Source organism: Flavobacterium mekongense, assembly GCF_047038255.1.
Taxonomy (GTDB): Bacteria; Bacteroidota; Bacteroidia; order Flavobacteriales; family Flavobacteriaceae; genus Flavobacterium; species Flavobacterium mekongense.
This window is the reverse complement of the sequence record NZ_CP174374.1, coordinates 1,829,775-1,855,127: the sequence shown is the minus strand read 5'-3', so window position 1 is coordinate 1,855,127 and position 25,353 is coordinate 1,829,775. Positions and strand designations below refer to the sequence as shown.

Genomic DNA, 25,353 nt, shown 5'->3' with positions numbered 1-25,353 from the left:
ATTTTGAGTAGCAGAGCAACTACACTTCAAAGTTTTCCTCTTTAAACCCAATCAAATACAATTTATCTTTGGCACGAGTGACTGCGGTGTATAGCCATCGAATGTAATCTACATCAATGCCGTTGGGCAAATACGGTTGTTCGATAAAAACAGTATTCCATTGGCCGCCTTGCGATTTGTGGCAAGTGATGGCATAGGAAAACTTGACTTGCAATGCGTTAAAATATTCGTTGTTCTTGACTTTCAGAAATTTGCGGTATTGCAGCTCGCCCTCGTAATCTTTCATCACTTCTTGGTAGAGTTTGTTGCTTTCTTCGTAGGTGAGTGAAGGCGATTCGCTGGTAATGGTATCCAACAAAACGATGGTTTCAAATGGAATTTGGTTCGGATAATCGACCATACGGACTTTTACTTTAGCAAACTTGAACTCGTACAATTCTTTGAAGGCAAAAATTTCAAGCACTTCCACGATATCGCCATTGGCAATAAATCCGGCTTCATCGGTTTCTTTGAGCCAAAAATAATTGTTCTTCACCACCATCAAATAATCGCCTACCGACAACTCGCTTTCCTTATCCAAGATTCGGGAACGAATTTGCTGGTTGTATTGGTTGGCTCTTTTGTTAGAACGCACTATAAAACAAGTATCTTCTATGCTGTAATTGCTGTAGGCCGAATGAATCGCGTCTTGTATATCGTGGCCATCGGTGAGTCGCACTATGTCTTTAAACCCTTTAACTCGAAACTGAAACGTATCGAAAAAATCGCTTTTCAAAATCTCGCGCAATTCAGTAGCGTTGTATAAGATACCCGATTTTTCCTCTTGGCGCATCACTTCGTCCAACTCGATCGAAAACACTTCTTTGTGATAATGCATCGAGAGTAAATCGGTATCAAGTGCCGGACTAACATCCAATTGTACCGGCGGTAGCTGAGCGGTATCGCCCAACAATATCATTTTGCAATTTTTACCATTGTACACATATGACATCAAATCGTCGAGCAACGAGCCGTTTTCGTACATTTTGGCTTCAGTGTTCACATCGGAAATCATCGATGATTCATCGACTATAAAAATGGTATTGGTGTGCTTGTTCGTTTGCATCGTAAACGACAAACCGCCTTTGACTTTTTTGGGGAAATAAATCTTCTTGTGGATGGTAAAAGCCGGCTTGTTCGAATAATTGGCAATGACTTTAGCGGCTCGTCCGGTTGGCGCCAACAAGACGTATTTTTTATTAACCTCCAATAAGTTGTTAACTAAGGTTGAAATGACCGTGGTTTTTCCTGTTCCGGCGTATCCTTTCAACACAAAAACTTGTTGCTCGTTTTTATTGGTAACAAAATCGGCTATTTGCTGTAAAAAGATGTCCTGTTTTACAGTCGGCTGAAACGGAAAACGCTGGCGTAAAAGACTGTAAAATTGGCCGGTAGTCATTGATTGTTGTGATTGTATTTGGAAACCCAAATATAGCTTATTTTAACTGATGATTGCTGATTAATGAGTGAAGATTGCAGAATTCTAAAGGACAGCGATTTGTACTTAAAAAAAACAATGTTTGAATACTTTAATTTATCAATCATTTAATTTTAGTAAGTTTGCCGAGTTCGTTTTAATCGAAAAAAATGTATCAAAACACCAGCATAACTGACAAAACCTATAAAAAGTTAGCCATTCAGGTTTCTTTGAACGGCTTGTCATTCGCTGTTTTTGACACCATACTCAACAAACCATTGGCTTTAAAAACCATTAGTATGGGTAAAGTTAATGTATTGTCGAGGATAGAAGATTTGTTTGCCGAAGCTTTCCAAAACAATCCTGAACTCAAGGCCGGTTATGACGAGATTGTGATTGTACACAGTAACAACTTATCGACTTTTGTCCCAACAGCTTTGTTTGACGAAGAATATTTGGGCAGTTATTTGCAATTCAACACCAAGGTTTTTGAAACCGATTTTTTTGCTTTTGATGAATTGCCGACTTACGAAATGAACAACGTTTACATTCCGTATGTGAACATGAACAATTACTTTATTGACCAATTTGGTACTTTCGATTACAAACATGCTCATACTATATTGGTGCAACGATTATTAGAACTGTCTAAAAACAACGATGAACGAAAAATGTTTGTTCATGTAAGCGATAGTCATTTTGAAATTGTGGTAGCACAAAACCAACAACTGTTGCTTTTCAACACGTTTGATTATAAAACTCCGGAAGACTTTATTTATTACATCTTATTTACGGCAGAACAACTACAATTGAATCCGGAATATTTCCCGCTGGCTTTGTTGGGTAAAATTGCCGAAAATGATGCGCTTTACGAAGTGGTTTATCAGTATGTACGCCATGTATCGTTGATGGATGTCAGCCACCTGATCAATCCTTTTACTGAAGCAGAAAACCGAGAACATTTTATCTTGTTACACTCATGAGAATCATCTCGGGCAAATACAAAGGCAGACGCATCATGCCTCCGAAAAACTTACCCGTTCGGCCTACGACCGACATGAGTAAGGAAGCCTTATTTAATGTGCTGAACAACCATTTCAATTTTTCGGAACTGCAAATTTTGGAACTTTTTGCCGGTACGGGCAGCATTAGTTACGAGTTTGCCTCACGTGGCAGTGCGCCTATTTTGTGTGTTGACGGCGATATGGGCTGTGTAAACTTCATCAAAAAAACAGCTAAAGAATTCGACTTCGATATTACGGCTATTAAAAGTGATGTGTTTAAGTTTTTAGAAAAACACAAAGGCAATTACGACCTTATTTTTGCTGATCCTCCTTATGGCATGTCTCAGCAAGAATTTGAACAAATCATTACCCTTATTTTTGAAAACGAATTGTTGGACGAAGAAGGCATGTTAGTCGTTGAACATTCGAAATACACCAAATTAGACCATATGACTCATTATTCCTTCCAAAAAAACTATGGCGGTTCGGTGTTTAGTTTTTTTGAATTCGAGACAGAAGAAGACGACGAAGACGAAGAAGTCTAAAGTACTACAATAAGTGAACCTTAGCCCCGATAGGAATGGAAATCCTTTGGCCTGAACTTATTTCAGGACAAAGATTGCAATGTATAGCGGGACGACTGGCGAAAGAAAACCTATTGGTGTGCTCTTGAAAACTCAGCCACACAGCGACTCAGTTACTTAGTAACCTAAAAAAAGCAGACCTGTAAGCCGGATTCTGTATCCCGATAAATCGGGACCCTTATCATTTATCTGGACTCGTTGTTGCCAACGCGTTCTAGCTTCCTACCCTTCGACAACGGACGAGTAGCCCTTACATGCCGATATACTTGGAATTTCACCGCATAGAGTTTACCTGATTTCACTACAGCATTACCTGTACATCCTTTCTGTTGCACTTGTCCTCATCTCGCCCGTTGAGGCGAAACGGACGGGCGTTACCCGCTATGCTACTCTGTGGTGTCCGGACTTTCCTCCCCAATGGTTTGGAGCGATAAGGCGGTCTGCGGGGCAAAGGTAGAATATTAGATATTAAATTTTAGATATTAGACATATTTAATATTTAAAATTTGATATTTGATATTTCAAAACCTATATTTGTAATCCGATTAAAATCTATGGAACAATTTGTAGTATCAGCCCGTAAGTATCGTCCGCAAACGTTTAAAGACGTTGTGGGACAACAGGCTATTACCAATACGTTACTCAATGCCATAGAGAATAACCACTTGGCTTCTGCCCTGTTGTTTACCGGTCCGCGTGGTGTGGGCAAAACGACTTGTGCCCGTATCTTGGCGCGAAAAATCAACCAACCCGGTTACGATGACCCAAATGAGGATTTTGCCTTTAATGTATTTGAATTGGATGCGGCTTCCAACAACTCGGTAGATGACATTAGAAATTTAATTGACCAAGTTAGAATACCGCCACAAACCGGACAATATAAAGTATATATCATAGACGAGGTGCACATGTTGTCGTCGGCTGCTTTCAATGCTTTTTTGAAAACTTTAGAAGAACCGCCGAAACACGCCATATTCATCTTGGCTACTACGGAAAAACACAAAATCATTCCGACCATTTTATCGCGTTGTCAGATTTTCGACTTTAAACGCATCACCGTTAAAGACACTAAAGAGCATTTGGCGGAAGTAGCGGCGAGTCAAGGCGTACAATTTGAAGACGATGCCTTGCACATAATTGCCCAAAAAGCCGATGGTGCCATGCGTGATGCTTTGTCTATTTTTGACCGAGTAGTTTCGTTTTGCGGCAATAATTTGACCCGTCAAGCGGTAACGGAAAATTTGAATGTACTGGATTATGAGACCTATATCAATATGACCGATTTGTTGTTGGACAACAAAATTCCGGAAATATTATTAGCTTATAACGAGATATTGTCTAAAGGCTTTGACAGCCATCATTTTATAGCAGGATTGGCCTCGCATTTCAGAGATTTGTTGGTGGCCAAAAACATTGCTACACATTCCTTAATGGAAATGGGCGAAGCTGCTCAGGCTTTATACCATCAACAATCGCAAAAAACCGATCAAGATTTTTTATTGAAAGGTATTGACTTAGCCAACGATTGTGATTTGAAATACAAAACTTCACAAAACCAACGCTTGTTGGTAGAACTTACCCTGATGCAAATTGCCTCTATCACTTTTGATGGAGAAAAAAAAAAGCTGATTTCATAATTCCGCCAACTTACTTTAGAAGAAACGATTATTCGATTGCGGAAGTAAAGGTGAAGGTTGCGAGTTCCGAGTTGCAAGTTCCGAGTTCCGAGTTAGAGGTTAACATACCAACAACTGACAACCAGCAGCCATCAACCAACAAGGAAGAAGTAGAAAGTACAAAATTGGAAGTACGAAGTGAAGAAAACAAAATTGCTGAACCGTCAACTGACAACGCGCAACAAACAACCCAAAGTAATGTTACCCTGAGCGCAGTCGTAGGGCAACAACCCGCAACCCGCAACTCGGAACCCGCAACTGTTAAAGTTTCCGCTTTATCGTTAGCCAGCATACGAGCCAAGAAAGAAATGGCAGAAGCTCAAAAATCGGTGGTGAAAGAAACCCAACAATTACCCTGCGAACCATTTACCGAAACCGAAATGTTGGAGCAATGGTTGAAATATGCCCAACGTATGGAAGACAAAGGCTATCGTATTGTAGCTTCTTTGCTCACTATAAACGACCCTGTTTTAGACGGCACAACCATTATTCACGAATTACCAAACGAAAGTTCGAAGATTGACTTTGAAAAAGAAAGACCGGAACTATTGGGTTATTTGCGTGGTAAACTGCACAATCACGACATTCAGATTGTGGTGAAAGTGAATGAAACTTTGGTGGTTAAAAAGGCTTTTACCAACCAAGACAAATACAACCGTTTGGTGGAAATCAACCCTAATTTGGAGGTTTTAAAAAAGATGTTCGACTTAGATGTCTAAAGCGTTCCTTGGTACATCGCTTTAACAATACCATCAGCTAATCCAATCTTCGGCACGTATAATTGGCGTGCACCGCTCCATTTCATCGCATTCAAATACACTCGCGTTGCCGGTATAATTACGTCGGCACGGTCGGTATTCAAAGCCAGCTCGGCAATTCTTTGTTCGTAGGTTAAAGAACTCAAATATTGGTATTGAGCGTTCAGATACAAATAAGACAACGGTTTGTCTTGCATTTTGCCCGACAGCTTGAAGAGTTTGTTGATGTTGCCTCCTGAACCGATTAGGATTACATTGTCATAAGGCTCGGTTTGTGCTTTAATCCATTTTTCAATTTCTTCCCAAACGATATCAGTTACCATATTGTTGAGTAAACGAACTGTTCCTATTTTAAAGGATTTGGAGGTTACCATTTTCCCATCGGCAAACAAAGAGAATTCGGTACTTCCGCCACCAACATCTACATACAAATAGGTTTGATCGGTTTTTAAGAAAGAATGCAAATCGGAACTTGCAATGATAGTTGCTTCAATTTTACCATCGATAATGTCAATATCGATATCGCATTGGTCTTTGATAATTTGAGTTACTTCTTTTCCGTTATAGGCTTCACGCATGGCAGAAGTGGCGCAAGCTTTGTACTTTTCCACTTTATACACCTTCATTAACAATTTGAAAGCCTTCATGGCATCAACCATACGATTGATGTTTTCTTCAGAGATTTCACCCACGGTAAAAGCATCTTGCCCTAAACGAATAGGCACCCGAATCAAAGCACTTTTATTGAATTGCGTTTCTTTGTCTTTTTGTTCCACTATATTGGTAATGAGCAATCGCATGGCATTGGAACCAATATCGATGGCTGCATATTTTTTAATAGATATCATGCTGTTCACTAACTTATTATTTACTTTTTGGCGGGTAATTCACAAAAATCCAATCGGTCTCTGTAATAATTATAGGTTTCAAATTGTGCTCTGAACACAGGCTCTCCCTCTTTTCTTATTCTGTATTTATTTTCGAATTTCTCCGAATGGTAACGGGCTTTTACGTTTCCTTTCCAACCCACATTGAATGTGTCAATGATTTGTTTTTTAATATCAGCATCGTAAATCGGACAAGTCACTTCTACTCGACCGTCGAGGTTTCTGGTCATAAAATCGGCTGAAGAAATAAATACTTCAGGGTCGTCATTATTACAGAAAATATAGCAACGGGTGTGTTCTAACAGATAATCGACGATACTGATGGCTTCGATGTTTTCGCTCATCCCTTTCACTCCAGGAATTAAGGAACAAATACCTCTGACTTGTAATTTAATTTTCACCCCGGCATTGCTGGCTTCGTAGAGTTTGTCAATCATGGCCGTATCCGAAAGACTGTTCATTTTAAGATTCATATAAGCCGGTCGACCTGCAATAGCGTTATTGATTTCGCGATCGATGAGTTTGTAAAACTTGGAACGTGTATAATGCGGGGAAACAATCAAATGCTTGTAGCGGTGAAGACGGTAATTGACATCGAAGAAATCAAAAATTTTAGCCACGTCTTTTAAGATTTGTTGGTGACTGGTAAACAGCGTTAAATCGGTATAAATTTTGGCTGTAGTTTCGTTGAAGTTACCGGTAGAAATAAAGCCGTAACGTTTTACTTTACCGTTTTCTACTCTGTCAATCACACATATTTTGCTGTGTACTTTTAATCCTTTAATCCCAAAAATCAACTCAATGCCTTCCTGTTGCATTTGCTCGGCATAGGAAATATTACTGGCTTCATCAAAACGGGCTTGCAACTCGATTTGTACAGTTACCTTTTTACCGTTTTTGGCGGCATTGATTAAAGAACTAACGATTTGTGAATTCTTAGCCAAGCGATACAACGTAATCTTGATGGCCGTTACTTTAGGATCAAGTGCGGCTTCACGCAAAAACTTGATCAGATAGGAAAACGACTGGAAAGGTGCGTTAATTAAGTAATCTTTTTGAGCAATTCTGTTTAAAATACTACCGTCGAGCGACAACCCTTCTACCGGTAGCGGTGTTTTAGGTTGATACAATAAATCAAATCGGCCCAAATTGGGAAAGTTCATGTAATCGCGACGGTTATGGTATCTTCCTCCGGGAATAATACCATCGGAAGCATGGATCCCCATTTTATCCAAGAAGAATTTCAGTGTGTCTTTACCGATAGATTGATCATATACAAAACGCACCGGCTCTCCAATTCTACGGTCTTTAACCGAAGTAGCGATTTTTTCGAGCATACTTTTGCTCATATCGCTATCAATATCCAACTGTGCATCTCTGGTAATTTTAATCATATGTGCCGAAATACTCTCGTAATCGAATATATTAAAGATACTACTTAGGTTGTAACGAATGACATCGTCTAACAACATTAAGTATTGCTTACCGTCTTTGGAAGGCAATTCAACGATACGATTGGTGTTTTTGGGAATCTCGATAATAGCATAGCGAATTTCCTGTTTGGGTTTTACCAATCCTAAAATGGATGGTTTCTGTTCCGTTTTCATTACCAATTTAACGGCTAAATACCCGGAAGTATCTTTAAGCAAAGGAAATTCAGCTAAATCATTCAAGATAATAGTGACCAATTCCGGGCTGATTTTTTGGATGAAAAAATCTTTTACAAAATTCTCATGTTCACCGGTTACTTCAGTTTCATCAATAATAATGATGTTCTGTTTGACTAGTTCATCTTCTATGAGACGCAATATGCGCAAACTTTCAGCTTGTTGTTTGATTACAATTTCAGTGATATCCTTAACCAATTGTTGGGCTGAAATACCTCCTAAAATTTTCTCGCCAGAAACACCGGAAAGGCTTAACCTGCGAACTGCTGCAAAACGAACACGGAAAAATTCATCCAAATTGTTGGAAAAAATACCGATAAATCTGAGACGTTCCAACAAAGGAACCGATTCATCTGCGGCTTCTTGTAATACTCTGGCGTTAAAAGCCAACCAACTTTTTTCTCGGTCTATATAACGATAACCATTATCTGCGCTCATATTATTTTAATTCTTTGGGGAAGACTGTTTTATGGGTATGCCCTTTGGCAATGTCATTCCAGCGGGTAACATTAAAACTAAGTTTAACAAAACCTGAGGTCGGCACATTATCAATAAAGATATTGCCAAATTTATTGACAAAATTTGTAATAGCCTCATTGTGTCCGAAAACAATTAAATGATGACAACTGTCGGGACAAGATTTTATTATTTGCTCTAATCTTCTATCATCAAAGGTGTACAACTCCTTTTTGAATTGAATACTCTCGATAGGAAACAATAAGTTTTGAGCAAAAATTGTAGCGGTTTCAGCGGCCCGCTTGGCCACACTGCTCCAAACTAAGTAAGAATCAGGCAATTCATCTTTGACTTGTAAAGAGACTAAATGCGCATCATGAATTCCTCTATTGGTTAATGGTCGGTCGACATCATTTAAAGGAGTAGACCAACTGGACTTTGCGTGCCTTATTATGAATAACTGTTTCATAAATTCAAATCCTATTTTGAAAGGATAAATTTAAGGTATTTAAAATAGAAATAAGAACTAAGCGACGAATGATTTGAGAAATGAAAGAAATTAACGACCAATTATAAAATACAAAGTGGTATTTTTTTTAAAACCGATTTTAGATTTAAACTATTATTATAGAAATAAATGTTAAAATAACAGAATAGTTATAAACAATTTAATGTTAATACTTATTTGTAGTATTTACCTTTCTAAAAATACACATTAATGCATTTTATCCGAAAAAATATGCATTTTATCGATGTTTTTTTTGGTGAATTAAAAAAAAGAAACTACTTTCGAACTGTTAAAATATAATTAAACTGAAAAAAGAACCCCAAAAACCCCAAATCTTATGTCAAAATTTAACAAAAAAAAGATGCCTCATCCCCTAAACAAAACCATTTAACGTACAATTTTTGTCATTTAATCGAGTTTTCAAGTTGTTTGTAGACAAAATTGAGTTGTAAGGGTCAAAGTACATAATTTAGCCTTTGATAGTATAACCCAAAATATTACACTTCATATGCCTACAAACTTACTGCAAGCCCGAAATGCGAAATTTTTCAAAAATTTACTCTACTAAAATTAATTGTATGAAATCAAAAATCATCATGCTTACTGTGCTACTAATCAGCAGTTTAAATGCTTTCGCACAAAGATTGTCCCCCAGCGACAATACAGATGAAACCTCTATTCCGGTGGTTGAATTAGACGCTTTCTTAAGTGCTCCTAATCAAACCGCCAGAGCAGCAGTTTCTAATGTGACTCTTTTGAACATTCAAAATGTCAGAGAATTGGTTTACAACACTCAACCATCTATTTACTACCATAGTGGTGTTGTGAAAGTTTACGGAGATAAACCACGTAACCTATTTACAGATTTAAACTCTATTAATAGTTTGAGTAATTCGATATCGTTAAAAAACAATATTGAAATTATCACTATCAATTTGGATAATCCAAATCAATTGAATAATCCATTCAACTTAAATCTGCTTTCTGATTTTAAAAATTTAAAATACATCTATTTTGTTACTTCATTTGATGTTAACAATGACTCCATCTCGAACTTGATACAAGGCGACAATGAGAAATACATGATATTTTATAAAGTTCAGAAAGGCGATAACAATCAATAATGTTGATAAAAATAACTATTATGAAGAATTTATACGTAAATAAAATCAATACAAAGCTCAATTACTTGGTTGTGATTTTGGCCATTCTATTCGGAATGAATACCAATGTCAATGCTCAGGTAAAAAAAGCTTTCACCCAGCGAACTTCACAATATACGCCTACCAAAAAGATTTATAATGTGAAAGGTGATTTTACCATGTTGGGAAATACGTGTTTGACGCCGCAAAATTACGGTCCAAACACTAATAACAACGGACAATACATGACCTATGTTGATGTGGATGGTGATCCTAACACTTTCAACTCTTCCTCTTCAACGTTAGTATTGTCTAACGAAAACGGTGCGATTCCATCTTGTTCAAACATTGTTTATGCAGGTTTGTATTGGACCGGAAAATCTTCGGCAAACAGTACCTTCAATGTAACCAAACAAGTACCAAACGGAACTCAATCAATTGACAACGATTTGGAGGTTATACATAACGAAAACATTGAAAACACTAACTATACTTTGTCGATAACCCGTGGAGGTTCAAGCGGAAGCAGATATCCTATTTACACTTTCTCAGGAAACGGAAATACTTATGCTTTCACATTTTATAACAGCTCTGCACCGAACAGAGTAACATTGTCTGTAAATGGTGGCACTGCAACCAATATACCGGTAACTGTAAATGGTTCGGGAACTACAGCTACTTTGAGTACACCTTACACTATTAACGATGGTACAGTTGTAATCAAAGTAGAGGAATTAATCAGAAGTGCCTCTACCAACTTATCTACTACAGACACTCAAAATACTTCGAGCGCTGAAGTAAATGTTTCAGGAACGATTATCGCCTACACTAGTGTAACTAAAACTTTTAATAAAAGAATAGTTTCATTGAAAGGTCCTGCTGCTTCAGGATATACACAAATTACGGCTGCGGCTAACGATATTTATTATCCGTCAGGTTCTGATGATGATATTTATTCAGCTTATGCAGAAATTACCGATTATGTTAGAACCAATGGTATCGGACAATATACAGTTGCAGATATGGCCTTGTTAGAAGGTAATGTCGGCGGAACTGGATATTCCGGAGGTTGGGGAATGATTGTAATTTACGAAAACTCCAAAATGAAATGGAGAGACATTACCATTTTTGATGGTTATGCATATGTAGTATCAACGAATACCTCCGGTTATGACTTACCGGTTTCCGGATTCAATACCGTTCAAACCGGTAATGTTGGAATGAAACTTGGATTGATGGCAAGTGAAGGTGACGTAAGTTTTACCGGCGACTACTTCAGAATCAGAAATCTGAATACAACAAACTACACCAGCTTGTCGCATTCGGGCAATTCTACTTCTAACTTCTTCAACTCCTCGATAAATGCAGGAGGAACAAGAAATCCGAATTTATCCAATAATACAGGTATTGATATCGCTTTAATCGATGTACCTAATACGGGCAATACAGTTATTGGAAACAATCAAACTTCAACCAATTTTAGATATGGAACCAGTGGTGATACTTATTCTATCTTTGCCATAGCCATGTCGGTTGATGCTTATGTTCCTGAGGTTGAAGGTGTAATTACCGCTACCACAATTAACGGTTCACCGGCAACACAGCCCTACACTATTTTACCGGGTCAAGAAGCAGGATTCAGTGTTGATATTAAAAATATCGGAACTGAAGCCATCAACAACTACAAGTTAATTGTACCTATTCCTTATAATGCTTCTTATGTTCCGGGCAGTGCTACAGGAACTATATTCAGTCCGCAAACAACTCCAACACCGAATAGCATCAGCTTTAACCCAAGTTTAGGTGCAACAGGTTCTTTAGTTTGGGATTTCGGAACTTTAGTTTTACCACCGAATACTAATACTGTTCTAGCCCGTTTGACATTTAAACTAACCGCAACTTCCGATTGTTCTATATTGAGTAATGCAAGTTGTGCCGGTTTGATTCCAGTTAACGGATATTCAACAGGTATAGGAAGTAATACCTTAGTATCTTTGAATAATGCTAACTTTATTCAAGGATATACTTCAAACGGAAGTTGTATTGGGGAACCTATACCAGCTCCGATTAATTTAACTATTGACGGATCAAGCTATGTTTCTCAAAATTGTTCCGGCAACAATATTATCAGAAACTTTACTTATTGTAGCGAAAATACAACTGTAGGAACTTCAGACATTGCTTCGAATTTCCCTCCGGGATCCTTATTCTACAATGAATATCCTGTTACTATTAATTCTATACAATATTCAGATGCAAACCCTATTCCGTTAATTGCCGGTTCAACAGTTACCTATTATGCTGTTCCTGCCGGAGGCGGAAGCGGTTGCAACTTCCCTTTTACCATCTCTAAATGTCCTCCTGTTATTGCACAAGATGATACTTTGAACGGAGGAAACGGAACAACAGGAAACCCTAACATTGGTAACGTTTTGGTTAACAATGGTAATGGTAATGATACTGTAAACGGTAACCCTGCTACAACTAGTCAGGTAACTATTTCAATTGTTACTCCTGCCACTCCTATTGGTGGAAATCCGGTTCCCGTGATCAATACAACTACAGGTCAGGTTTCTGTTCCGCCGGGAACTCCTGCCGGAACATATACTATTGTTTATCAAATTTGTGATATCAATAATATTTCAAACTGTGATTCAGCAACAGTAACTATAACTGTTACAAAGCCAATTATCGATGCTGTTGATGATAATGGAACTCCTATTGTGGGTGCTTCAGGCGGACAAACTGTAGCTAACGTTTTAGTAAATGATACTTTAAACGGTAACCCTGCTACACTTGCTAATGTAATCTTAACTCAAGTTTCAACTACAAATCCGAATGTTACTTTAAATCCTGCCACCGGTGCTGTGAATGTGGCTCCTGGTACTCCTGCAGGCACTTACACTGTAACTTACCAAATTTGTGAAATCTTGAACCCAACCAACTGTGATACTGCTATCGTAACAGTGAATGTTACCGGTGCGCCTATCGATGCAGTGGATGATAATGGCACTCCTATCGTTGGTGCTTCTGGTGGTCAAACTGTAGCTAACGTTTTAGTAAACGATACTTTAAACGGTAACCCTGCTACTCTTTCTAATGTAATCTTAACTCAAGTTTCAACTACAAATCCGAATGTTACTTTAAATCCTGCTACCGGTGCTGTGAATGTGGCTCCTGGTACTCCTGCAGGTACTTACACTGTAACTTACCAAATTTGTGAAATCTTGAACCCAACCAACTGTGATACTGCTATCGTAACAGTGAATGTTACCGGTGCGCCTATCGATGCAGTGGATGATAATGGCACTCCTATCGTTGGTGCTTCTGGTGGTCAAACTGTAGCTAACGTTTTAGTAAACGATACTTTAAACGGTAACCCTGCTACTCTTTCTAATGTAATCTTAACTCAAGTTTCAACTACAAATCCGAATGTTACTTTAAATCCTGCTACCGGTGCTGTGAATGTGGCTCCTGGTACTCCTGCAGGTACTTACACTGTAACTTACCAAATTTGTGAAATCTTGAACCCAACCAACTGTGATACTGCTATCGTAACAGTGAATGTTACCGGTGCGCCTATCGATGCAGTGGATGATAATGGCACTCCTATCGTTGGTGCTTCTGGTGGTCAAACTGTAGCTAACGTTTTAGTAAACGATACTTTAAACGGTAACCCTGCTACTCTTTCTAATGTAATCTTAACTCAAGTTTCAACTACAAATCCGAATGTTACTTTAAATCCTGCCACCGGTGCTGTGAATGTGGCTCCTGGTACTCCTGCAGGCACTTACACTGTAACTTACCAAATTTGTGAAATCTTGAACCCAACCAACTGTGATACTGCTATCGTAACAGTGAATGTTACCGGTGCGCCTATCGATGCAGTGGATGATAATGGCACTCCTATCGTTGGTGCTTCTGGTGGTCAAACTGTAGCTAACGTTTTAGTAAACGATACTTTAAACGGTAACCCTGCTACTCTTTCTAATGTAATCTTAACTCAAGTTTCAACTACAAATCCGAATGTTACTTTAAATCCTGCTACCGGTGCTGTGAATGTGGCTCCTGGTACTCCTGCAGGTACTTACACTGTAACTTACCAAATTTGTGAAATCTTGAACCCAACCAACTGTGATACTGCTATCGTAACAGTGAATGTTACCGGTGCGCCTATCGATGCAGTGGATGATAATTACAATAATGTACTTTGTACTGCAACCGGTACCATTGGCAACATTTTGCAAAATGACACCTTAAATGGAAATCCTGCTACACTTTCAAATGTAACCCTTTCCATTTTATCTGGTAACAATCCAAATGTTAGTATTAACAATAGTGGGGATATCATCGTTGCTCAAAGTTCATCATGTGGTAATTATACCTTCACTTATCAAATTTGCGAAATATTAAATCCTAATAACTGTGACACCGCAACAGTATCTGTAACCATTTCTGACAATGATGCTCCAACTTGGACTACAGTTAGTGGTTCACTTGATGTAACCTTAGAATGTGGTGACACCAGTGGTTTAGCAGCTGCTCAAGCTCTTTTCCCTGTTGCTTCTGACTTATGTGATAACGATGTTACTAACATTGTTAAAACTGAAGGACAATTTGTTGCCTCAACAACTTGTGCTAATTCAGGTACTTATACAAATACTTGGACAGTAACTGATGCTTGTGGAAACATTTCAGATTCTTTCACTCAAACAATCCGTATTCAAGATACTCTAGCCCCTGTAGCTCCTGAAGCTCCGGCTACTATAACTGTAGCTTGTGCCGGTGAGGTTCCTGCAATGGTAGCTTTAACTGCTCAAGACAACTGTAACGGTGCTATCACTGTTCAAGGTGTTGACTCAATCGCTCAAGGTGACTGTGCTAACTCTTTCGTAGTGACCAGAACTTGGACTTTCGTTGACGCTTGTGGCAATACTTCTTCTGTATCGCAAACTATCAATGTAAATGATAACGTAGCCCCTGTAGTTCCTGAAGCTCCGGCTACTATAACTGTGGCTTGTGCCGGTGAGGTTCCTGCAATGGTAGCTTTAACTGCTCAAGACAACTGTAACGGTGCTATCACTGTTCAAGGTGTTGACTCAATCGCTCAAGGTGACTGTGCTAACTCGTTCGTAGTGACCAGAACTTGGACTTTCGTTGATGCTTGTGGCAATACTTCTTCTGTATCGCAAACTATCAATGTGAATGATAACGTAGCCCCTGTAGCTCCTGAAGCTCCGGCTACGGTAACTGTGGCTTGTGCCGGTGAGATTCCTGCAATGGTAGCTTTAACTGCTCAAGACAACTGTAACGGTGCTATCACTGTTCAAGGTGTTGACTCAATCGCTCAAGGTGACTGTGCTAACTCTTTCGTAGTGACCAGAACTTGGACTTTCGTTGATGCTTGTGGCAATACTTCTTCTGTATCGCAAACTATCAATGTAAATGATAACGTAGCCCCTGTAGCTCCTGAAGCTCCGGCTACTATAACTGTAGCTTGTGCCGGTGAGGTTCCTGCAATGGTAGCTTTAACTGCTCAAGACAACTGTAACGGTGCTATCACTGTTCAAGGTGTTGACTCAATCGCTCAAGGTGACTGTGCTAACTCTTTCGTAGTGACCAGAACTTGGACTTTCGTTGATGCTTGTGGCAATACTTCTTCTGTATCGCAAACTATCAATGTAAATGATAACGTAGCCCCTGTAGCTCCTGAAGCTCCGGCTACTATAACTGTGGCTTGTGCCGGTGAGGTTCCTGCAATGGTAGCTTTAACTGCTCAAGACAACTGTAACGGTGCTATCACTGTTCAAGGTGTTGACTCAATCGCTCAAGGTGACTGTGCTAACTCTTTCGTAGTGACCAGAACTTGGACTTTCGTTGATGCTTGTGGCAATACTTCTTCAGTAGCACAAACTATCAATGTAAATGATAACGTAGCCCCTGTAGCTCCTGAAGCTCCGGCTACGGTAACTGTAGCTTGTGCCGGTGAGGTTCCTGCAATGGTAGCTTTAACTGCTCAAGACAACTGTAACGGTGCTATCACTGTTCAAGGTGTTGACTCAATCGCTCAAGGTGACTGTGCTAACTCTTTCGTAGTGACCAGAACTTGGACTTTCGTTGATGCTTGTGGCAATACTTCTTCTGTATCACAAACTATCAATGTAAATGATAACGTAGCCCCTGTAGCTCCTGAAGCTCCGGCTACGGTAACTGTGGCTTGTGCCGGTGAGGTTCCTGCAATGGTAGCTTTAACTGCTCAAGACAACTGTAACGGTGCTATCACTGTTCAAGGTGTTGACTCAATCGCTCAAGGTGACTGTGCTAACTCTTTCGTAGTGACCAGAACTTGGACTTTCGTTGATGCTTGTGGCAATACTTCTTCTGTATCGCAAACTATCAATGTAAATGATAACGTAGCCCCTGTAGCTCCTGAAGCTCCGGCTACTATAACTGTAGCTTGTGCCGGTGAGGTTCCTGCAATGGTAGCTTTAACTGCTCAAGACAACTGTAACGGTGCTATCACTGTTCAAGGTGTTGACTCAATCGCTCAAGGTGACTGTGCTAACTCGTTCGTAGTGACCAGAACTTGGACTTTCGTTGATGCTTGTGGCAATACTTCTTCTGTATCACAAACTATCAATGTAAATGATAACGTAGCCCCTGTAGCTCCTGAAGCTCCGGCTACGGTAACTGTAGCTTGTGCCGGTGAGGTTCCTGCAATGGTAGCTTTAACTGCTCAAGACAACTGTAACGGTGCTATCACTGTTCAAGGTGTTGACTCAATCGCTCAAGGTGACTGTGCTAACTCTTTCGTAGTGACCAGAACTTGGACTTTCGTTGATGCTTGTGGCAATACTTCTTCTGTATCACAAACTATCAATGTAAATGATAACGTAGCCCCTGTAGCTCCTGAAGCTCCGGCTACTATAACTGTAGCTTGTGCCGGTGAGGTTCCTGCAATGGTAGCTTTAACTGCTCAAGACAACTGTAACGGTGCTATCACTGTTCAAGGTGTTGACTCAATCGCTCAAGGTGACTGTGCTAACTCTTTCGTAGTGACCAGAACTTGGACTTTCGTTGATGCTTGTGGCAATACTTCTTCTGTATCGCAAACTATCAATGTGAATGATAATGTAGCGCCTACAATTAATACTCAAGCTTCTAATATAGTTGTTGAGTGTGATGGACATGGAAATCAATCAGCATTAATGAATTGGTTACAATCAAATGGTGGTGCAACAGCATCAGACAACTGTTCAAATGTAACCTGGTCAAATAATTTTGATGCAATGTCAAATGATTGTTCCGCTGCTGTAACTGTTGTATTTACTGCAACTGATGCATGCGGTAATGTAGCTACAACCACTGCTACATTTACAATCAATGACACTCAAAATCCGGTTGCTCCTGAAGCTCCGGCCACAATAAACGTAGCTTGTACAAGCGAAATTCCTGCAATGGTGGCATTGACTGCTACTGATAATTGTTCTAACACAATCACTGTTCAAGGTGTTGATACAATCGCTCAAGGTGACTGTGCTAACTCTTTCGTAGTGACCAGAACTTGGACTTTCGTTGATGCTTGTGGCAATACTTCTTCTGTATCGCAAACTATCAATGTGAATGATAACGTAGCCCCTGTAGCTCCTGAAGCTCCGGCTACGGTAACTGTAGCTTGTGCTGGTGAAGTTCCTGCAATGGTAGCTTTAACTGCTCAAGACAACTGTAACGGTGCTATCACTGTTCAAGGTGTTGACTCAATCGCTCAAGGTGACTGTGCTAACTCGTTCGTAGTGACCAGAACTTGGACTTTCGTTGATGCTTGTGGCAATACTTCTTCTGTATCACAAACTATCAATGTAAATGATAATGTAGCCCCTGTAGCTCCTGAAGCTCCGGCTACGGTAACTGTGGCTTGTGCCGGTGAGATTCCTGCAATGGTAGCTTTAACTGCTCAAGACAACTGTAACGGTGCTATCACTGTTCAAGGTGTTGACTCAATCGCTCAAGGTGACTGTGCTAACTCTTTCGTAGTGACCAGAACTTGGACTTTCGTTGATGCTTGTGGCAATACTTCTTCTGTATCGCAAACTATCAATGTAAATGATAACGTAGCCCCTGTAGCTCCTGAAGCTCCGGCTACTATAACTGTAGCTTGTGCCGGTGAGGTTCCTGCAATGGTAGCTTTAACTGCTCAAGACAACTGTAACGGTGCTATCACTGTTCAAGGTGTTGACTCAATCGCTCAAGGTGACTGTGCTAACTCTTTCGTAGTGACCAGAACTTGGACTTTCGTTGATGCTTGTGGCAATACTTCTTCTGTATCGCAAACTATCAATGTAAATGATAACGTAGCCCCTGTAGCTCCTGAAGCTCCGGCTACTATAACTGTGGCTTGTGCCGGTGAGGTTCCTGCAATGGTAGCTTTAACTGCTCAAGACAACTGTAACGGTGCTATCACTGTTCAAGGTGTTGACTCAATCGCTCAAGGTGACTGTGCTAACTCTTTCGTAGTGACCAGAACTTGGACTTTCGTTGATGCTTGTGGCAATACTTCTTCTGTATCACAAACTATCAATGTAAATGATAACGTAGCCCCTGTAGCTCCTGAAGCTCCGGCTACGGTAACTGTGGCTTGTGCCGGTGAGGTTCCTGCAATGGTAGCTTTAACTGCTCAAGACAACTGTAACGCTGCTATCACTGTTCAAGGTGTTGACTCAATCGCTCAAGGTGACTGTGCTAACTCTTTCGTAGTAACCAGAACCTGGACTTTCGTTGATGCTTGTGGAAATACTTCTTCTGTATCGCAAACTATCAATGTGAATGATAATGTAGCCCCTGTAGCTCCTGAAGCTCCGGCTACTATAACTGTAGCTTGTGCCGGTGAGGTTCCTGCAATGGTAGCTTTAACTGCTCAAGACAACTGTAACGGTGCTATCACTGTTCAAGGTGTTGACTCAATCGCTCAAGGTAACTGTGCTAACTCGTTCGTAGTAACCAGAACTTGGACTTTCGTTGATGCTTGTGGAAATACTTCTTCTGTATCGCAAACTATCAATGTAAATGATAACGTAGCCCCTATAGCTCCTGAAGCTCCGGCTACGGTAACTGTGGCTTGTGCCGGTGAGGTTCCTGCAATGGTAGCTTTAACTGCTCAAGACAACTGTAACGGTGCTATCACTGTTCAAGGTGTTGACTCAATCGCTCAAGGTGACTGTGCTAACTCGTTCGTAGTGACCAGAACTTGGACTTTCGTTGATGCTTGTGGCAATACTTCTTCTGTATCACAAACTATCAATGTAAATGATAATGTAGCCCCTGTAGCTCCTGAAGCTCCGGCTACTATAACTGTGGCTTGTGCCGGTGAGGTTCCTGCAATGGTAGCTTTAACTGCTCAAGACAACTGTAACGGTGCTATCACTGTTCAAGGTGTTGACTCAATCGCTCAAGGTGACTGTGCTAACTCTTTCGTAGTGACCAGAACTTGGACTTTCGTTGATGCTTGTGGCAATACTTCTTCTGTATCACAAACTATCAATGTAAATGATAACGTAGCCCCTGTAGCTCCTGAAGCTCCGGCTACGGTAACTGTGGCTTGTGCCGGTGAAGTTCCTGCAATGGTAGCTTTAACTGCTCAAGACAACTGTAACGGTGCTATCACTGTTCAAGGTGTTGACTCAATCGCTCAAGGTGACTGTGCTAACTCTTTCGTAGTGACCAGAACTTGGACTTTCGTTGATGCTTGTGGCAATACTTCTTCTGTAGCACAAACTATCAATGTAAATGATAACGTAGCCCCTGTAGCTCCTGAAGCTCCGGCTACTATAACTGTAGCTTGTGCCGGTGAAGTTCCTGCAATGGTAGCTTTAACTGCTCAAGACAACTGTAACGGTGCTATCACTGTTCAAGGTGTTGACTCAATCGCTCAAGGTGACTGTGCTAACTCTTTCGTAGTGACCAGAACTTGGACTTTCGTTGATGCTTGTGGCAATACTTCTTCTGTAGCACAAACTATCAATGTAAATGATAACGTAGCCCCTGTAGCTCCTGAAGCTCCGGCTACTATAACTGTGGCTTGTGCCGGTGAGGTTCCTGCAATGGTAGCTTTAACTGCTCAAGACAACTGTAACGGTGCTATCACTGTTCAAGGTGTTGACTCAATCGCTCAAGGTGACTGTGCTAACTCGTTCGTAGTGACCAGAACTTGGACTTTCGTTGATGCTTGTGGCAATACTTCTTCTGTATCGCAAACTATCAATGTAAATGATAACGTAGCCCCTGTAGCTCCTGAAGCTCCGGCTACGGTAACTGTGGCTTGTGCCGGTGAGGTTCCTGCAATGGTAGCTTTAACTGCTCAAGACAACTGTAACGGTGCTATCACTGTTCAAGGTGTTGACTCAATCGCTCAAGGTGACTGTGCTAACTCGTTCGTAGTGACCAGAACTTGGACTTTCGTTGATGCTTGTGGCAATACTTCTTCTGTATCGCAAACTATCAATGTGAATGATAACGTAGCCCCTGTAGCTCCTGAAGCTCCGGCTACGGTAACTGTAGCTTGTGCTGGTGAAGTTCCTGCAATGGTAGCTTTAACTGCTCAAGACAACTGTAACGGTGCTATCACTGTTCAAGGTGTTGACTCAATCGCTCAAGGTGACTGTGCTAACTCTTTCGTAGTGACCAGAACTTGGACTTTCGTTGATGCTTGTGGCAATACTTCTTCTGTATCACAAACTATCAATGTAAATGATAACGTAGCCCCTGTAGCTCCTGAAGCTCCGGCTACGGTAACTGTGGCTTGTGCCGGTGAGGTTCCTGCAATGGTAGCTTTAACTGCTCAAGACAACTGTAACGCTGCTATCACTGTTCAAGGTGTTGACTCAATCGCTCAAGGTGACTGTGCTAACTCTTTCGTAGTAACCAGAACCTGGACTTTCGTTGATGCTTGTGGAAATACTTCTTCTGTATCGCAAACTATCAATGTGAATGATAATGTAGCCCCTGTAGCTCCTGAAGCTCCGGCTACTATAACTGTAGCTTGTGCCGGTGAGGTTCCTGCAATGGTAGCTTTAACTGCTCAAGACAACTGTAACGGTGCTATCACTGTTCAAGGTGTTGACTCAATCGCTCAAGGTAACTGTGCTAACTCGTTCGTAGTGACCAGAACTTGGACTTTCGTTGATGCTTGTGGAAATACTTCTTCTGTATCGCAAACTATCAATGTGAATGATAATGTAGCGCCAACGTTTAACGAAGCTACTCCGGCTAACGCTGCTGCATCATGTGATAATGTACCGGAACCGGCTAATATGACTGCTTCTGACAATTGTGGAACTGCAACAGTAACGATGACAGAAACTGTTATTCAAGGAAACTGTCCTTCAAACTATCAAATCGTTAGAACTTGGACAGCAACTGATGCTTGTGGAAATACTTCTGCTGTATCTCAAACCATTACGGTGACCGATACAACCGGACCGGTTGCTGTTGATACACCACTAGTGGTTAAAGTTGATGCCACTTGTGATAATATCCCTGGTGTTCCAACTTTAGTATTCACTGACAACTGTTCAGGTACTGTGACTACTCCGGAACCAACTGTAACCACTTCAAGTGTAGTTGACGGTGTTTACACCATCACAAGAACTTGGGTTGCTACAGATGCATGTGGTAACTTATCACAAACGTATACACAATACGTATATGTAACTCAAGTGGATGAAGTAATCCAACTTAACGCTGTAGGTTGTAATGCTGCTGAATTTGATACTATCGACTTGAACTCATTATTACCACAAGGTACAACCGGTGGACAATGGGTTGATGTAAACGGTATTGGCGGGTTAACAGGAAGTATTTTCAATGCATGGCAATTGCCTTTAGGTGTACATACATACAGCTACACTATCAACGATGGCGGATGTCCAAGAAGATACGACGTATTGATTGAGGTGAACGATGATTGTGCAGTATTAGCCTGTCAAAATATCGTAATTCACAATGCCTTTAGTCCAAATGGTGATTCATTTAATGAATACTTTAATATTGAAAACATCGAAGATGTAGCGTGTTATCCAACTAACAATGTTCAAATTTACAACCGTTGGGGAGTATTAGTTTATGAAACTAAAAACTATGACAATAATACTCGTAGATTTGAAGGAATTTCTGAAGGTAGAGCTACTGTAAGTAAATCTGAAGAATTACCAACAGGAACCTATTTCTATATCATAGAGTGGACAACCTCTACCGGAGAAAGAATTGTTAAAGACGGATATTTATACTTAACCAGATAAACCTACTAACTCCTGAGGGTGTAAAAACCCTCAGGATAAATAAAGAAAATATGAGAACAAAAATTTTAATTTTCGCTTTGATGTTAACGTGTTATACTGGTTTTGCACAGCAGGACGCTCAGTATACCCAATACATGTATAACACCATCAATATTAATCCGGCTTATGCAGGATCAAGAGGAGTTATGAGCATTTTCGGTCTGCATCGTACCCAATGGGTAGGTTTGGACGGAGCACCAACAACAAATTCATTTTCCATTAACACTCCTATTAACAATAGTAATTTAGGATTGGGAGTTTCATTTGTAAATGATAAAATCGGACCAACCAGTGACAACACTATCTCAGCTGATTTATCGTATACCATCCAAACGTCTGAAGAGTTTAAATTGTCTTTCGGAATCAAAGCTTCAGGAAATTTGTTCAACTTAGATGTGAACAAATTAAATCCTGCTGATGCTAACGACCCGAACTTGCAAAACTTTGACAATGAATTTTCTCCGAACTTTGGTGCCGGTATCTATTTACACTCAGACAAAATGTACTTCGGTTTATCTGTGCCTAACTTTTTACAAGACTCTAAGTACAATGATAACGAAGTGGCTGTATTCCAAGAAAGAATGAACTTTTACGCTATCGGAGGTTATGTTTTCGACATTTCACCATCGGTTAAGTTTAAACCGGCTTTCTTAACCAAAGTAGTTACAGGTTCTCCTTTACAAGTAGATGCTTCTGCTAACTTCTTGTTCTTCGACAAGTTAATGTTGGGAGCTGCTTACCGCTGGGATGCCGCTTTAAGTGCGCTTGCAGGTTTCCAAGTAACCGACGGATTATTTATCGGATACAGTTATGATCGCGAAACTACTGAATTGAGAAATTACAACTCAGGTTCACATGAGGTATTCTTACGCTTTGAGTTATTCAATAAAGTAAGTAAATTGGTATCACCTAGATTCTTCTAATAACAACGATTATGAAAAATAAAATTATATACTTAGTACTATTGACTTTCGCGGCTGTGAACAGTTATTCGCAAGTTGGAAAAAAAGAAGTAAAGGGAAATAAGGAGTATGATAAATACGCCTATATCGATGCCATCAAAACTTATGAGCGTATCTATGAAAAAGGATACAAATCGCCCGATATGTTGCTTAAGATTGGTAACGCTTACTATTTCAATGCCGAGTTAGAAAAGGCTAATAAATGGTATGACGAACTATACGCAACCAATCCGGATCAAGAAGCTGAATTCTATTATCGATATGCCCAAACATTGAGAGCTGTAAAAGATTACACTAAGTCAGATGCTATGATGGCCAAATTTGGTGAAAAAAGCGGTAATGACAGTAGAGAAGAACTCTTCAATAAGAACAAAAACTATCTAGAAGTTATCAAAAAGAATTCCGGACGTTATAAAATTGAAAATGCCGGAATCAACTCTAAATATTCAGATTACGGCCCGGCTTATATGGGAGATAAAGTGATTTTCACCTCTGCTCGTGACACCGGAAACTTTTCAAAAAGGATTCACACTTGGACCGGACAGTACTTTACTAACTTGTACAGTTCTGCTTTAGGCGAAGACGGTTCATTGAGCGGTGTAGATAAATTTGGTAAAAAAATCAACACCAAATACCACGAAGACACGCCTGCCTTTACTAAAGATGGAAAAACCGTATATTTCACTCGTAACAACTATCTAGACGACAGAGGCTTTGACGCAAATAAAGTAACATTACTTAAAATCTACAGAGCTAACTTAGATGCTGAAGGTAAATGGGTAAATATTACTGCGTTACCATTTAACAGTGACAGCTATCAAACAGCACACCCTGCGCTATCTCCGGACGAAAAGACCTTGTACTTTGCTTCTGATATGCCGGGAACTCATGGTTTATCTGACTTATTCAGGGTAAAAATTAACGAAGACGGAAGTTTCGGAACTCCTGAAAACTTAGGCAATACAATCAACACCGAAGGAAGAGAAACTTATCCGTTCATTTCTGATGACAATGAATTGTACTTTGCTTCAGACGGTCAACCGGGCTTAGGTGGTTTGGATATCTTTGTTACCCGTATTCCAAGTGATAACGGTAAATTTAAAGCACCGCTAAACATTGGTGAGGAAGGAAACAGTTCAAAAGATGATTTTGGTTTTATCATCAACACTAAAACCAAAAGAGGTTTCTTGAGTTCTAATCGCGATGGCGGACAAGGAAGCGATGATATTTATAAATTCTTAGAAACCAAACCTATCTTCTGCGACCAAATCTTATTCGGAGTGGTAACAGATGAAGATACTAAAGCACCGCTTCCTAATGCCAAATTGGTATTGATGGATGAGAAATTCAATAAAGTAAAAGAAACTGTTTCTGATGCGCAAGGTAAATACGAATTCACCGAAGTAGAATGTGGAAAAAAATACTACGTAAATACTTCTGTTGAAGACTACGAAACCAAAGAGCCGGCGGTAATCATTGGTTCTGAAACCGGAAAAACCGAATTGAACATCGAGTTAAAAACCAAAACTTGTCGTGTTAAAATTGGTGATGACTTAGCCGATTGTTTCAAAATCAACATTATTTACTTCGACTTAGACAAATGGAACATTCGTCCTGATGCCGCAGTTGATTTGGCTAAATTGTTAGATGTATTGAACCAAAATCCATCAATGAAAATCAACATTCGTTCACATACCGACAGTCGCGCTTCTCATGCTTACAACAAAAAATTGTCTGAGAGAAGAGCTAAATCTACCAAAGATTGGTTAATCAAAAACGGTATTGCTGCCGATCGTTTAACTTCTGAAGGTTTAGGCGAAACTGAATTGGTTAACAAATGTGCCGACGGTGTTCAATGTACTGAAGAAGAACATCAGTTGAACAGAAGAAGTGAATTTGTAATTACAAGTTTGTAATCAAA

Annotated in this window: 12 protein-coding genes and 1 other RNA gene; 8 read left to right on the top strand and 5 right to left on the bottom strand. The window is 40.0% G+C overall.

Annotation, left to right across the window (positions count from 1 at the left end; translation table 11 throughout):
* Nucleotides 1-19 precede the first annotated feature (19 nt).
* Complete coding sequence (locus ACJG85_RS07935) at nucleotides 20-1,438, bottom strand: ATP-dependent DNA helicase (RefSeq protein ID WP_412476086.1); 1,419 nt, start codon at nucleotides 1,436-1,438, stop codon at nucleotides 20-22.
* Nucleotides 1,439-1,626: 188 nt separating this feature from the next.
* Between ACJG85_RS07935 and ACJG85_RS07930 the strand changes: the two genes are divergently transcribed.
* Complete coding sequence (locus ACJG85_RS07930; RefSeq protein ID WP_412476085.1) at nucleotides 1,627-2,439, top strand: DUF3822 family protein; 813 nt, start codon at nucleotides 1,627-1,629, stop codon at nucleotides 2,437-2,439.
* The gene (gene rsmD, locus ACJG85_RS07925; protein WP_412463785.1) at nucleotides 2,436-3,005 is read left to right on the top strand and encodes a 16S rRNA (guanine(966)-N(2))-methyltransferase RsmD; all 570 of its coding nucleotides are present in this window, start codon (nucleotides 2,436-2,438) and stop codon (nucleotides 3,003-3,005) included. The genes ACJG85_RS07930 and rsmD overlap by 4 nt, the downstream gene beginning before the upstream one ends.
* A gap of 166 nt (nucleotides 3,006-3,171) precedes the next feature.
* Here the strand turns inward: rsmD and rnpB are convergent.
* Nucleotides 3,172-3,491, bottom strand: an RNA gene (gene rnpB, locus ACJG85_RS07920) — RNase P RNA component class A.
* Between the two features lie 107 nt (nucleotides 3,492-3,598).
* Here rnpB and dnaX point away from each other — a divergent pair.
* Nucleotides 3,599-4,681: a DNA polymerase III subunit gamma/tau gene (gene dnaX / locus ACJG85_RS07915; protein WP_412476084.1), complete on the top strand. Its 1,083-nt coding sequence runs from the start codon at nucleotides 3,599-3,601 to the stop codon at nucleotides 4,679-4,681.
* Between the two features lie 50 nt (nucleotides 4,682-4,731).
* Nucleotides 4,732-5,439: a DNA polymerase III subunit gamma/tau gene (locus ACJG85_RS07910; RefSeq protein ID WP_409681026.1), complete on the top strand. Its 708-nt coding sequence runs from the start codon at nucleotides 4,732-4,734 to the stop codon at nucleotides 5,437-5,439.
* Here the strand turns inward: ACJG85_RS07910 and ACJG85_RS07905 are convergent.
* Genes ACJG85_RS07905 through ACJG85_RS07895 form a run of 3 tightly spaced genes read right to left on the bottom strand, consistent with a single transcriptional unit; the run spans nucleotide 5,436 to nucleotide 8,957 of the window.
* On the bottom strand, nucleotides 5,436-6,326 hold the full coding sequence (locus tag ACJG85_RS07905; protein WP_409681028.1) for a Ppx/GppA phosphatase family protein: 891 nt from the start codon (nucleotides 6,324-6,326) through the stop codon (nucleotides 5,436-5,438). The two genes, ACJG85_RS07910 and ACJG85_RS07905, sit on opposite strands and share 4 nt — an antisense overlap.
* A gap of 20 nt (nucleotides 6,327-6,346) precedes the next feature.
* Nucleotides 6,347-8,470, bottom strand: a complete 2,124-nt coding sequence (gene ppk1 / locus ACJG85_RS07900) for a polyphosphate kinase 1 (RefSeq protein ID WP_409681031.1) — start codon at nucleotides 8,468-8,470, stop codon at nucleotides 6,347-6,349.
* A 1-nt stretch (nucleotide 8,471) separates the two neighbouring features.
* Complete coding sequence (locus ACJG85_RS07895; RefSeq protein ID WP_412476083.1) at nucleotides 8,472-8,957, bottom strand: SixA phosphatase family protein; 486 nt, start codon at nucleotides 8,955-8,957, stop codon at nucleotides 8,472-8,474.
* 617 nt (nucleotides 8,958-9,574) lie between these two features.
* On the opposite strand from ACJG85_RS07895, the gene ACJG85_RS07890 reads away from it, so the two are divergent.
* Genes ACJG85_RS07890 through ACJG85_RS07875 form a run of 4 tightly spaced genes read left to right on the top strand, consistent with a single transcriptional unit; the run spans nucleotide 9,575 to nucleotide 25,348 of the window.
* A complete protein-coding gene (locus tag ACJG85_RS07890) occupies nucleotides 9,575-10,120 on the top strand; it encodes a hypothetical protein (protein ID WP_409681037.1) in 546 nt (181 codons plus the stop codon).
* Nucleotides 10,121-10,140: 20 nt separating this feature from the next.
* Complete coding sequence (locus ACJG85_RS07885; protein WP_412476082.1) at nucleotides 10,141-22,431, top strand: HYR-like domain-containing protein; 12,291 nt, start codon at nucleotides 10,141-10,143, stop codon at nucleotides 22,429-22,431.
* Between the two features lie 50 nt (nucleotides 22,432-22,481).
* The gene (locus tag ACJG85_RS07880) at nucleotides 22,482-23,393 is read left to right on the top strand and encodes a PorP/SprF family type IX secretion system membrane protein (protein ID WP_409681140.1); all 912 of its coding nucleotides are present in this window, start codon (nucleotides 22,482-22,484) and stop codon (nucleotides 23,391-23,393) included.
* An 11-nt stretch (nucleotides 23,394-23,404) separates the two neighbouring features.
* Entirely contained in the window at nucleotides 23,405-25,348 is a 1,944-nt protein-coding gene (locus ACJG85_RS07875; protein ID WP_409681137.1) for an OmpA family protein, read from the top strand.
* Nucleotides 25,349-25,353 lie beyond the last annotated feature (5 nt).